The organism is Methylomonas sp. TEB (genome assembly GCF_047777895.1).
In the GTDB taxonomy this organism is placed as follows: Bacteria; Pseudomonadota; Gammaproteobacteria; order Methylococcales; family Methylomonadaceae; genus Methylomonas.
Genome location: NZ_CP180476.1, coordinates 899090 through 911462 on the forward strand (window position 1 = coordinate 899090; position 12373 = coordinate 911462).

12 protein-coding genes and 5 tRNA genes are annotated in these 12373 nt (G+C 47.0%); all 17 read left to right on the top strand.

Features of this window, described 5'->3' with window-relative positions; genetic code table 11:
* Window positions 1-3: 3 nt before the first annotated feature.
* The 17 genes from ispE (at window position 4) to rpoB (ending at window position 12322) form a co-directional block, all read left to right on the top strand.
* The gene (ispE, locus tag ACMXD4_RS04020; RefSeq protein ID WP_415880817.1) at window positions 4-870 is read left to right on the top strand and encodes a 4-(cytidine 5'-diphospho)-2-C-methyl-D-erythritol kinase; all 867 of its coding nucleotides are present in this window, start codon (window positions 4-6) and stop codon (window positions 868-870) included.
* Window positions 871-879: 9 nt separating this feature from the next.
* Window positions 880-954, top strand: a tRNA-Gln gene (locus ACMXD4_RS04025).
* Between the two features lie 35 nt (window positions 955-989).
* Window positions 990-1943: a ribose-phosphate diphosphokinase gene (locus tag ACMXD4_RS04030; RefSeq protein ID WP_033156109.1), complete on the top strand. Its 954-nt coding sequence runs from the start codon at window positions 990-992 to the stop codon at window positions 1941-1943.
* A gap of 45 nt (window positions 1944-1988) precedes the next feature.
* A complete protein-coding gene (locus ACMXD4_RS04035; RefSeq protein ID WP_033156110.1) occupies window positions 1989-2585 on the top strand; it encodes a 50S ribosomal protein L25/general stress protein Ctc in 597 nt (198 codons plus the stop codon).
* 22 nt (window positions 2586-2607) lie between these two features.
* Window positions 2608-3162, top strand: coding sequence for an aminoacyl-tRNA hydrolase (pth, locus tag ACMXD4_RS04040; RefSeq protein ID WP_415879942.1), 555 nt, complete (start codon window positions 2608-2610; stop codon window positions 3160-3162).
* A gap of 74 nt (window positions 3163-3236) precedes the next feature.
* Window positions 3237-3321 (top strand) — tRNA-Tyr (locus tag ACMXD4_RS04045).
* A gap of 17 nt (window positions 3322-3338) precedes the next feature.
* A tRNA-Gly gene (locus ACMXD4_RS04050) sits at window positions 3339-3412 on the top strand.
* A gap of 18 nt (window positions 3413-3430) precedes the next feature.
* Window positions 3431-3506, top strand: a tRNA-Thr gene (locus ACMXD4_RS04055).
* A 39-nt stretch (window positions 3507-3545) separates the two neighbouring features.
* A complete protein-coding gene (tuf, locus tag ACMXD4_RS04060) occupies window positions 3546-4736 on the top strand; it encodes an elongation factor Tu (protein ID WP_033156112.1) in 1191 nt (396 codons plus the stop codon).
* 34 nt (window positions 4737-4770) lie between these two features.
* Window positions 4771-4846 (top strand) — tRNA-Trp (locus tag ACMXD4_RS04065).
* A 37-nt stretch (window positions 4847-4883) separates the two neighbouring features.
* Window positions 4884-5264: a preprotein translocase subunit SecE gene (secE, locus tag ACMXD4_RS04070; RefSeq protein WP_415879943.1), complete on the top strand. Its 381-nt coding sequence runs from the start codon at window positions 4884-4886 to the stop codon at window positions 5262-5264.
* On the top strand, window positions 5264-5797 hold the full coding sequence (gene nusG / locus ACMXD4_RS04075; RefSeq protein ID WP_033159599.1) for a transcription termination/antitermination protein NusG: 534 nt from the start codon (window positions 5264-5266) through the stop codon (window positions 5795-5797). Before secE ends, nusG begins: the two co-directional genes overlap by 1 nt.
* A gap of 99 nt (window positions 5798-5896) precedes the next feature.
* Window positions 5897-6328 carry a 50S ribosomal protein L11 gene (gene rplK / locus ACMXD4_RS04080; RefSeq protein WP_020484793.1) on the top strand — a complete coding sequence of 144 codons (432 nt, stop codon included), beginning with the start codon at window positions 5897-5899 and terminating at the stop codon, window positions 6326-6328.
* Entirely contained in the window at window positions 6328-7023 is a 696-nt protein-coding gene (rplA, locus tag ACMXD4_RS04085; protein WP_415879944.1) for a 50S ribosomal protein L1, read from the top strand. The genes rplK and rplA overlap by 1 nt, the downstream gene beginning before the upstream one ends.
* Before the next feature lie 190 nt (window positions 7024-7213).
* Window positions 7214-7708, top strand: coding sequence for a 50S ribosomal protein L10 (gene rplJ / locus ACMXD4_RS04090; RefSeq protein WP_026147170.1), 495 nt, complete (start codon window positions 7214-7216; stop codon window positions 7706-7708).
* 46 nt (window positions 7709-7754) lie between these two features.
* On the top strand, window positions 7755-8123 hold the full coding sequence (gene rplL / locus ACMXD4_RS04095) for a 50S ribosomal protein L7/L12 (RefSeq protein ID WP_020484796.1): 369 nt from the start codon (window positions 7755-7757) through the stop codon (window positions 8121-8123).
* 122 nt (window positions 8124-8245) lie between these two features.
* Window positions 8246-12322, top strand: coding sequence for a DNA-directed RNA polymerase subunit beta (rpoB, locus tag ACMXD4_RS04100; RefSeq protein ID WP_033159597.1), 4077 nt, complete (start codon window positions 8246-8248; stop codon window positions 12320-12322).
* Window positions 12323-12373: the final 51 nt, after the last annotated feature.

Consider the following 12373-nt stretch of genomic DNA (forward strand, 5'->3'; position numbering starts at 1 on the left):
GGAATGCAAGAACAGGTGGTGGGTTGGGGTGAGAAATGGCCTGCGCCGGCTAAGTTGAATCTAATGCTGAGAATCACCGGGCGTCGCCCAGATGGCTATCATTTACTGCAAACAGTATTTCAGATTATTGATTTGTGTGACTGGATAACATTTTATCCTGCGGAAAATGGCAGGGTTTATTTGCGTCATCCGATTCCTGGTGTCCCGGAACACGAAGACTTAACCGTTCGCGCCGCCAACTTATTGAGACAATATACTGGGTGTGCATCCGGGGTGTGTATCGACGTCGAAAAGAATCTGCCTATGGGTGGTGGCTTGGGTGGTGGTAGTTCCGATGCTGCTACTACGCTGGTGGTGCTGAATAGGTTGTGGAATTTGCACTTACCATTAGAAGAGTTGATGGAGTTGGGCTTGCAACTTGGCGCCGATGTGCCTGTTTTTGTCTATGGCTACACCGCTTGGGGTGAGGGTGTTGGTGAGGAATTAAAGCCCATAACGATTCCGGAACAATGGGTCGTGGTAATCAAGCCGGATTGTCATGTGAACACGAAACAGATTTTTTTGACGGAAGAGTTGACAAGAGATAGCAAACCCATCACAATGCGCGACTTCATTGCAGGCGATTGGCGGAATGATTGTCTTCCGGTCGTTAGCAAGTTATATAAGCCGGTGAGTAATGCATTGGATGCATTGTCTCAATATGCAGAAGCAAGATTGACGGGGACTGGGGCTTGTGTATTTGCCCAGTTCGATTCGGAAGAGTCGGCGCGTGAGGCATTTTCTGTGTTGAGTCAGAGTTGGTTAGTTTATTTGGCTCGAGGACTTAATGTTTCGCCTCTGCATGAAAAATTAAGACAAGGATCTGTTTAATCAATTTAATGGGCTGTCGCCAAGCGGTAAGGCACGAGGTTTTGATCCTCGCATACCAAGGTTCGAATCCTTGCAGCCCAGCCATAATCTCCACACAATAGTTCCTTAGGAGTGCTTGAATGCGTGAGGCCTCGGTAATGGTATTTTCCGGGAATGCCAATAAGGCGTTGTCTGAAGGTATTGTGAAGAAGCTCAATATGCGCCTCGGCATGGCCACGGTTGGTCGTTTCAGTGATGGCGAGATTTTTGTTGAGATAGAAGAAAATGTTAGAGGTAGGGATGTATTTGTCATACAGCCTACCTGCGCGCCTACCAACGAAAATCTAATGGAATTGTTGGTAATGATCGATGCTATGAGGCGAGCGTCTGCGGCGAGAATAACTGCCGTTATGCCGTATTATGGCTACGCACGGCAAGATAGGCGCTCGAGGTCGGCTAGGGTGCCCATTACTGCAAGATTGGTTGCGGATATGATAGGTAATGCTGGGGCTGACAGGGCGTTGACTGTTGACTTACATGCAGATCAAATCATGGGATTCTTTGGGATTCCGGTTGATAATGTGTATGCTTCGCCAATTTTGCTAGGTGATATTTGGCGGCAAGAATACGAAGATTTGATTGTGGTTTCGCCGGATGTTGGTGGTGTTGTGAGGGCTAGAGCCATTGCAAAGCGTCTGGGTGATGCTGATTTGGCGATAATCGACAAGCGAAGGCCGCGTCCGAATGTGTCGGAGATAATGCATATCATCGGCGATGTAGAGGGGCGTACCTGTGTCATGGTGGATGACTTAGTTGATACGGCGGGTACTTTGTGTCACGCGGCAGGCGCGCTCAAGAAAAATGGTGCCAAAAAGGTTGTTGCATACTGTACTCATCCGGTGCTGTCTGGTGCGGCCGCGGAAAATGTTAAAAATTCCGTTCTTGATGAATTGGTAGTTACGGATACGATACCGTTAACTACAGAATTGTCCGGGATTGATAAGATTAGGCAGCTAAGCGTTGCGGAAATGTTGGCAGAAACAATACGTCGAATAGCGGTGGGCGAGTCTGTAAGCTCGCTTTATGTTGACTGATAAGAATTAAAGTAGTGCTTGTGGAACAAGCTTTTGGAGAAAAAAATGGCTAACGTGTTTGAATTTGTTGCAGAAGCTCGCAGTGCCTCGGGCAGTAGCGCGGCCAAAGTTGTTCGTCGTCAGGGTAAGGTCCCGGCAGTAGTATATGGTGGTAGTGGTGCCCCTGAGATGCTATTGCTGGATCATAACGAAGTGGTTAAGCATTTGGTGCATGAGGCCGTTTATTCTCATGTGCTTGATCTTAAAATCGACGGCAAAACAGAAAAAGCTGTTCTTAAACATATACAAAGGCACCCTGCAAAGCCGATAGTGTTGCATATGGACTTTATGCGTGTTGATGATACGCATAAATTGAAGGTTCATGTTCCTTTGCATTTTATCAATGAAGCTATTTCGGTAGGCGTTAAAAAAGGTGGTTTGGTCAATCATGCAATGGTTGATGTGGAGGTGTTGTGTATGCCTTCTGCTTTGCCGGAATTCATTGAAGTAGATTTGGCTAGTGTAGATGTTGGTTCGACAATACATTTGTCTGATTTGATTTTGCCGGCTGGTGTTGAGATTGCGGCCTTGCAGCATGGTGCTGAGCATGATCATCCGGTTGCTCAAATAGTCAAGCCAAGATCTGTGGAATCTGCTGACTAATAGTGTTTGAAGTCTTGTTTGAATGATTAAGCTGATTGTTGGTCTGGGTAATCCTGGGCGGCAGTACGAAAAAACCCGGCACAATGCCGGGTTTTTGTTTGTGGAGTATCTGGCGGGGCTTGCTAGTGCTGGTTGGTCGAGCAGTAGTCAGTTTTCCGGTGAGGTGGCTGAATGCAATATTGGCGGATACAGGCTTGTATTGCTAAAGCCGATGACTTTTATGAATAAAAGTGGCCTGTCTGTCGGTAAGTTTTTGCGGTATTACAAGTTTAAGTCCGAAGAAATGCTTGTGGTTCATGATGAGCTTGAGCTTCCCGAGGGAGTCGTCAAGATAAAAAAAGACGGGGGGCACGGTGGGCATAACGGGTTGCGTGACATTATTGCTAATATCGACACCCGTGATTTCTACAGGTTGAGAATTGGTATAGGTCGTCCTGTCGCGGGGGTGGGTGTGGCGGACTATGTGTTGTCCAGTTTGTCTTGTGATGGTCAGGCTCGAATGCTGGGTTTGTTTGGCGAGTTAGCGAAAAGCATGGATGCGTTGGTTTTGGGTGATTTGAATTCAATTGGAGCTTGATTGTTACTTCAGTTGAATTAAAAAAACACTTGACTGGGGTTTTTGAAGCAAGGATAATTGATCGAATAAGTAACGGAGGGGTTCCCGAGCGGCCAAAGGGATCAGACTGTAAATCTGCCGGTTCTACCTTCGGAGGTTCGAATCCTCCCCCCTCCACCACCAAATTTATGGGATCTGCGGGTGTAGTTCAATGGTAGAACTCCAGCCTTCCAAGCTGATTGCGTGGGTTCGATTCCCATCACCCGCTCCATTTCGGGGTAAATTACTCGCTCATATAGCTCAGTAGGTAGAGCACTTCCTTGGTAAGGAAGAGGTCACCGGTTCAAATCCGGTTATGAGCTCCAGATTTAGGTTTGTTTTTGTCGTAGTTAGGGTGTTCCAAAATGGCTAAAGAAAAATTTGAAAGAAAGAAACCGCACGTAAACGTAGGCACCATTGGTCACGTTGACCACGGTAAAACCACATTGACAGCGGCATTAACAAAAGTCATGGCGGAGCTGCAAGGCGGCGAAGTTAAGGCTTTTGATCAAATCGACAACGCCCCGGAAGAACGTGCGCGCGGTATAACCATTTCTACGTCACACGTAGAGTACGAATCAGCCAACCGCCACTATGCCCACGTTGACTGCCCTGGTCACGCTGACTACGTTAAAAACATGATTACCGGTGCTGCCCAAATGGATGGCGCGATTTTGGTTTGCTCTGCTGCGGACGGTCCTATGCCACAAACGCGCGAGCACATTCTGTTGTCACGTCAAGTCGGTGTGCCTTACATTGTTGTGTTCTTGAACAAGGCCGATATGGTAGATGACGCTGAGTTGATTGAGCTGGTTGAAATGGAAATTCGCGAGCTGTTGAATCAATACGAATTCCCAGGAGACGACACGCCCATTATCGTTGGTTCCGCATTGAAAGCTTTAGAAGGCGAGCAAAGTGAAATTGGTGTACAATCCGTAGTTCGCTTGGTTGAAGCGTTGGACAGTTACATTCCTGAGCCAGAGCGTGCGATCGACGGCAAATTCTTGATGCCTATCGAAGACGTGTTCTCAATTTCAGGTCGCGGTACCGTAGTAACCGGACGTGTTGAGCGGGGCATCATCAAAGTAGGCGAAGCCGTCGAGATCGTCGGCATCAAAGATACCGTTCAAACAACCTGCACAGGTGTAGAAATGTTCCGCAAACTGCTTGATCAAGGTCAAGCGGGCGATAACGTCGGTGTACTGTTGCGTGGTACTAAAAGAGAAGACGTGGAACGTGGTCAAGTACTGGCGCATGTGAATACCATCAAGCCACATGCGCACTTTAAAGCAGAAATATATGTGCTGTCTAAAGAAGAGGGTGGTCGTCATACTCCATTCTTTAATGGCTACCGTCCGCAGTTCTACTTCAGAACGACCGACGTAACCGGTGCGGTAGATTTGCCAGAAGGCGTGGAAATGGTTATGCCTGGCGATAACATCGCCGTTACCGTAAAACTTATCTCACCGATTGCGATGGAAGACGGCTTGCGTTTTGCGATTCGCGAAGGTGGTCGTACCGTGGGTGCGGGTGTTGTTGCTTCTATTATCGAGTAATAGCCGTTTTTGATTCAAAAAATATTTTCTGAATAGGTCAGTAGTTCAATTGGTAGAGCAGCGGTCTCCAAAACCGCAAGTTGGGGGTTCGAGTCCCTCCTGGCCTGCCATTCAGAAAATCTTCATAATTTAATTCAAGTTAACTAAATGAACGCACAGACAGAAGAAGTCTCCTCAGTGGTGGACATCGTAAAGTTGGCTTTATCTTTGGTTTTTGTTGTTGTCGGCATATCAGCGTTCTATTATTTTTCTGATTTGCAGCTTCTTTACCGCGTTTTAGTTTTGGTGGCTGTTTTAGCGGCTGCTATAGCTGTTGCTTTTACTACTGCTAAGGGTCGCGGTCTATGGGGCTTTATGCTGGAGTCCAAGCAAGAATTCAAAAGGATAGTGTGGCCCACTAAAGACGAGGCGGTTCGTACTACGCTGATGGTTTTTTTGATGGTATTCATAGTCGGCTTAATACTGTGGTTGCTAGATATGTTTTTGTTTTGGGGTGTTCAGCTTTTGATGAGCCAGGGGATTAAATAATGTCGCTTCGCTGGTATGTCGTTCATGCGTATTCCAATTTTGAAAATAAAGTCAAGCAGGCTCTTGAAGAGCGTATAAAACGCGAAGGTCTGGAAGAGTTTTTTGGAAAAATTCTGGTCCCTACTGAAGAAGTTGTTGAGATGCGCATGGGTCAGCAGCGTAAAAGTGAAAGGAAATTCTTTCCCGGATACGTGCTTGTGCAAATGGAATTGAATGACGAAACATGGCATTTAGTAAGAAATGTTCCTAGGGTATTGGGCTTTATAGGCGGGGCATCAGATAGGCCGTCACCAATCTCAGAAAAGGAAGCAATGGCAATATTAAATCGTGTCGAAGAGGGTGTGAATAAGCCACGGCCCAAAGTATTGTTTGAAGTTGGGGAAGTTGTTCGGATTACTGATGGCCCATTTAAAGACTTTAACGGCAATATAGAAGAAGTCAATTACGAGAAAAGCCGGTTGCGCGTATCGGTTCTTATTTTTGGTCGATCTACACCGGTTGAATTAGAATTTGGACAGGTTGAAAAAGTCTAGCCTACAATTTGAGATTTTTACGAATCCCTGTCATTTGCATGGCCGGGATTTTTGTTTGTTGGGGAGCTGAAAAGCGTTTGCACCCGTTAGGAGTATAAAATGGCAAAAAAAATTGATTCGTACATCAAGCTGCAAGTTAAAGCAGGTGAGGCTAATCCTAGTCCACCAATTGGTCCTGCATTGGGTCAGCGTGGTGTCAATATTATGGAGTTCTGCAAGGCGTTTAATGCAAGAACTCAAGAAGTTGAGAAAGGCCTGCCTTTGCCTGTTGTTATCACCGTCTATAGTGATAAAAGCTTTACTTTTATCACCAAGACGCCACCTGCTTCGGTTTTGTTGAAAAAAGCAGTGGGTATTAAAAGCGGAAGTAGCAAGCCTAATTCTAATAAAGTGGGCACCGTTTCGCGTGCGCAGTTGGAAGAAATCGCTAAAACCAAAATGGAAGACTTGAACGCAGCTAATTTGGAAGCGGCGATAAGAATTATTGCGGGAAGCGCTCGCAGCATGGGTTTGAACGTGGAGGGCGTGTAATGGCAAAAGTAACTAAGAAAGCAAAGGCTATCAAAGAAAAGGTAGTTAGAAGTAAACAATATTCGGTTGCCGAAGCAGTGGCTCTTTTAAAAGAGTTTGCAAATAGCAAGTTTGATGAGTCTGTGGATGTCAGTGTTAACTTGGGTGTTGATCCACGTAAATCTGATCAAAACGTGCGTGGCGCTTCCGTGTTACCAAACGGCACCGGCAAAACAGTAAGAGTTGCTGTATTTACGCAAGGCCCAAATGCGGATGCGGCTCGCGAAGCAGGCGCGGACATCGTTGGTATGGACGATTTAGCTGAGCAAGTAAAACGCGGCGAAATGAACTTTGATGTGGTTATCGCTTCACCTGACGCAATGCGCGTGGTTGGTCAATTGGGTCAAATTTTGGGCCCAAGAGGCCTGATGCCTAACCCAAAAGTCGGTACCGTAACCCCAGACGTCGTTACCGCAGTGAAGAATGCTAAATCTGGGCAGGTCAGATATCGTACAGATAAATCAGGCATTATTCATTGCTCTATCGGTAAAGTGTCTTTTGATGAAACCTCGCTTAAGCAAAATCTGGAGTTTTTGATTTCAGATCTGAAAAAAGCCAAGCCTACGGCAGCGAAAGGTGTGTATCTAAAAAAGATTGCCCTGTCGTCGACTATGGGGCCAGGTTTGTGGATCGATCAAGGCAGTATCGATATTTAAGAAATTAACAGTTGTAAGGCTTTGGGTTGTTGAGTGATCGACAACCGTCAAAGACCGTAGGTGCGAAAGCTTAATTTTCCTACGCAGACGGGAGCTGGAGCCGCAAAGTTGGTGAAAGGGACCGTGAAAGGGGCATCGAAAGATGCGTTTCATAGATCCGATGGATAATCGGAAAGTACCGGAGGTAGATGTGGCACTCAATTTAGATAGCAAAAAAGTTGTCGTAGAGGAAGTTGCTGAATTCGCCGCTAAAGCCCATTCCGCGATCGCTGCGGAATATCGGGGTCTGACAGTTACCGAATTGACGGAACTGCGTAAAACCGCGAGAGAAACGGGCGTTTATTTGCGCGTAGTCAAAAATACACTGGCTAAACGTGCTGTCGCTGGGACTGAGTTTGAATGTATGCAGGAAGGGCTGGTCGGTCCTTTAATACTGGCATTTTCCATGGAAGATCCAGGCTGCGCTGCACGGCTCATCAGCGAATTCTCCAAGGGCCATAACAAACTGATCGCTAAAGTAGTGGCGATCGGTGGACAGGCTTTTGATGGATCGGAGCTAGATAGATTGGCAAGATTGCCAACCCGTGATCAAGGTATCAGCATGCTGATGTCGGTCATGAAAGCACCGGTTGAGAAACTCGCACGTACTCTGGCTGCAATCAGAGACGAGAAAGAAGCGGCATAATCTCGCGTTAACCAGTTAAAACTCATTAATTTTAGAGGAATATACAATGGCAATTTCACAACAAGACATCTTGGAAGCAGTCTCTAACATGACTGTGATGGAAATCGTTGATCTGATTTCAGCGATGGAAGAAAAGTTTGGCGTTTCTGCTGCTGCGGCAGTAGCGGTTGCAGCTCCTGTAGCGGCGGCTGTTGTTGAAGAGCAAACCGAGTTCGATGTTATCTTGACCGGTTTCGGCGAAAACAAAGTAGCGGTTATTAAAGCGGTTCGCGGTTTGACAGGCTTGGGCTTGAAAGAAGCGAAAGACGCTGTTGAAGGCGCACCTACTACTGTTAAAGAAGGTGTTAACAAAGCCGAAGCCGAAGCGGCGAAAAAAGAGCTTGAAGAAGCTGGCGCAACTGCCGAAATCAAATAAGCATCTTGACTGCATACCAGGCATAAGCCTATCAAACCGGGCTGACGGCATTTTGCCGTCGGCCTTTTACTGTTTCTAAAACAGTAGTAAATAATCTCTGACGACGAAGGTATAGAAGCAATATGGCCTATTCTTTTACCGAAAAAAAGCGTATCCGTAATAATTTTGGGAAGGGTTCCGAAGTATTGGAAGTTCCCTATCTTTTGGCAACACAAATTGATTCGTATGCAAATTTTTTGCAGTCCGGCATAGAGCCGGATAAACGGCGCAATCAAGGGCTGCATGCCGCATTCTCCAGTGTCTTTCCGGTAGTAAGTCATTCCGGCTATGCCGTATTGGAGTATGTTAAATATCGCTTGGGGGAACCCGCATTCGATGTAAGAGAGTGTCAACAGCGTGGCGCTACATTTTCAGCGCCGTTGCGTGTTTTAGTGCGTCTAGTTATTTATGATAAAGACGCGCCTGCTAATACCAAGGTCGTTAAGGATATTAGAGAGCAGGAAGTTTACATGGGTGAACTGCCTCTGATGACCGACAACGGTACGTTCGTGATTAACGGCACTGAACGGGTCATCGTGTCGCAGTTGCACAGATCGCCCGGTGTATTTTACGACCATGACAAAGGTAAAACCCATTCGTCCGGTAAGTTGCTGTTCAACGCACGGGTAATTCCTTATCGTGGTTCATGGTTGGATTTCGAATTTGATCATAAAGACGCCGTTTACGTGCGTATAGACAGACGGAGAAAAATTCCGGCGACTATTTTGTTACGGGCTTTGGGATATGAAAACGAAGAAATGATCAAAATTTTCTTCGAAACCAACAAGTTCTCATTGAGCGCCGAAAAATTGATGTTTCACGTGATTCCGGATAGGTTGCGTGGTGAAATGGCTGTTTTCGATATTAAGCACGACGGTAACGTCGTTATCGAAGAGGGGCGCAGAATTACTGCCAAACATGTTCGCCAACTGGAAAAATCCGGTGTCACTGAAATCGAAGTGCCTAGGGACTATTTGTACGGAAAAATTCTAGGCCACAATGTTGTCGATACATCCACCGGTGAGCTGTTGGCTAGTGTTAATGACGAAATCACCGACAATTTATTACAGAAGTTGATCGATGCGGGTGTTCGCGAAATCGATACATTGTATGTTAACGATTTGGATAGAGGACCTTACATTTCCAATTCGATGCGTTTGGATACCACCACAAATCGCCTGGAGGCATTGGTGGAAATCTACAGAATGATGCGTCCTGGTGAGCCGCCTACCGTAGAGTCTGCGGAAAACCTATTCGAAAACCTGTTCTTTACCGACGAACGTTACGACCTATCCGCCGTTGGCCGGATGAAATTCAATCGTCGATTGGGGCGTGAAGAAACCGAAGGCCCGGGCACGCTAAGCAAAGAAGACATCATCGATGTTTTGAAAGAACTGATCAAAATCAGAAATGGTAACGGTACCGTGGACGATATCGACCATTTGGGTAACAGACGTGTACGATCTGTTGGCGAAATGATCGAAAACCAGTTCCGCATCGGTTTGGTTCGAGTCGAACGGGCTGTCAGAGAACGTTTGACCTTGGCGGATTCTGAGGGCTATATGCCGCAGGAAATCATCAACGCTAAACCTGTTTCTGCGGCAGTCAAGGAATTCTTTGGTTCCAGCCAGTTGTCGCAATTTATGGACCAAAACAATCCGTTATCGCAAGTTACCCACAAACGCCGAGTTTCGGCACTGGGCCCTGGCGGTTTAGCCAGAGAACGTGCCGGGTTCGAGGTTCGTGACGTTCACACCACTCACTATGGTCGAGTTTGCCCTATCGAAACGCCAGAGGGGCCGAACATTGGTTTGATTAACTCATTGTCTGTCTACGCCAGAACCAACGAATACGGCTTCTTGGAAACTCCGTACCGGAAAGTGGTCGACGGTAAAGTAACCGATCAGGTCGATTACATTTCCGCAATCGAAGAAGGCGAATACGTTATCGCGCAGTCCAGCGTGGCGGTTGACGAAAACGGCAAATTGGTTGAAGGCTTGGTGTCTTGTCGTTACAAAGACGAATTCACCTTGGCTTCGTCCGAAACCGTGCAATATATGGACGTATCGTCCAAGCAGATCGTATCCGTGGCGGCATCCATCATCCCGTTCTTGGAACATGACGACGCGAACCGGGCGTTGATGGGTTCGAACATGCAACGTCAAGCGGTTCCCACTTTACGTGCAGAGAAGCCTTTGGTTGGCACCGGTATGGAGCGTGTCGTCGCGAAAGACTCGGGTGTAACCGTGGTAGCAACTCGTGGTGGTCGTATCGAAGCGGTTGATGCGGGGCGTATCGTAGTACGTGCGAATGACGAAGAGACCGTTGCGGGTGTGCCAGGCGTGGATATCTACAACTTGATTAAATATACCCGTTCTAACCAAAACACCTGTATCAACCAAAAACCACTGGTTAAACTCGGCGACATCGTCAGAGCCGGCGATATTTTGGCGGACGGCCCTTCGACCGACATCGGCGAATTGGCCCTGGGTCAAAACATGTTGATAGCCTTCATGCCCTGGAATGGCTATAACTTCGAAGACTCCATTTTGGTGTCTGAGCGAGTAGTAAAGGAAGATCGCTTTACGACTATTCATATCGAAGAAAAAACCTGCGTAGCTCGCGAAACCAAGCACAGTCCGGAAGAAATTACTGCGGATATTCCAAACGTTAGTGAAGAAGCCTTATCCAAATTGGATGAATCCGGGATTGTATACGTCGGTGCGGAAGTAAAAGGCGGTGACATTCTAGTGGGTAAAGTGACGCCGAAAGGTGAAACGCAATTAACGCCAGAAGAGAAATTGCTGAGAGCCATCTTCGGCGAAAAAGCAGCCGATGTGAAAGACACGTCGCTACGTGTGCCGGGCAACGTGCGCGGTACTGTGATCGATGTTCAGGTTTTCACTCGTGATGGTGTGAAAAAAGACAAGCGAGCCCTGGAAATCGAAGATGCGGAAATCAAGCGTTACCGGAAAGACTTGGATGACCAACTGAAAATCGTCGAGCACGATATTTTCGCTCGGGTAAAAACCTTGTTAGCTGGTAAAAAAGCCGAAAAGGGTCCGAATGGCTTGAAAAAAGGCGAAGAAATTACCGCTGATTATCTGGATGGCTTGGTGCCTTCCGAGTTGTTGAAAATCCGCACACAAGACGAAGATGTCAACGTGCAATTGGAGACCGTTGCCGAGCATGTAGAGCAGCAACGTAAAGAGTTCGACGAGCGTTTCGAGCAGAAAAAGAAAAAAATCACCATGGGCGACGATTTGGCGCCGGGCGTGTTGAAAATGGTCAAAGTTTATTTGGCTGTTAAAAAACGTATTCAGCCGGGCGACAAGATGGCCGGCCGTCACGGTAACAAGGGGGTTATCTCCCAAATCGTGCCGATTGAAGACATGCCGTATACCGCTGACGGTAACCCCGTCGACATTTTGTTAAATCCTCTTGGCGTACCATCGCGGATGAACGTTGGTCAGGTGTTGGAAACGCATTTGGGTTGGGCATCTAAAGGCTTGGGTATCAAGATCGGTAAGATGCTGGAAGCTCAAGCAAAAGTCGCGGAAATACGTGGTTTCATGGAGAAAATTTACAATTGCAGCGGCCGAAAGGAAGATCTGAATTCGTTTACCGATAAAGAAATTCTAGAGATGGCGGTCAACTTGGTTGCCGGTGTACCGATGGCGACGCCAGTCTTCGACGGGGCTTCGGAGGAAGATATTCGTACCATGTTGCGTTTGGCCGATTTACCGGAGCACGGGCAAACCGTACTGTACGATGGCTTAACAGGCGAACCGTTTGAGCGTGAAGTTACTGTGGGTTACATGTATATGCTGAAACTGAATCACTTGGTGGACGACAAAATGCATGCGCGTTCGACCGGCCCTTACAGTTTGGTAACGCAGCAACCGTTGGGCGGTAAAGCGCAATTCGGTGGTCAGCGTTTTGGTGAGATGGAGGTCTGGGCTCTGGAAGCTTATGGCGCCGCGTACACATTGCAAGAAATGTTGACTGTCAAATCCGATGACGTGACAGGCAGAACCAGAATGTATAAAAACATTGTTGATGGCAACCATTCAATGGAAGCCGGCATGCCGGAATCATTCAATGTCTTAGTGAAAGAGATTCGTTCGCTGGCAGTGAATATCGAAATGGAACAAGACTAATTCTGTTCTTTGCGAGATAGATTCTGGACAATATCGGATAACATTTAAAGG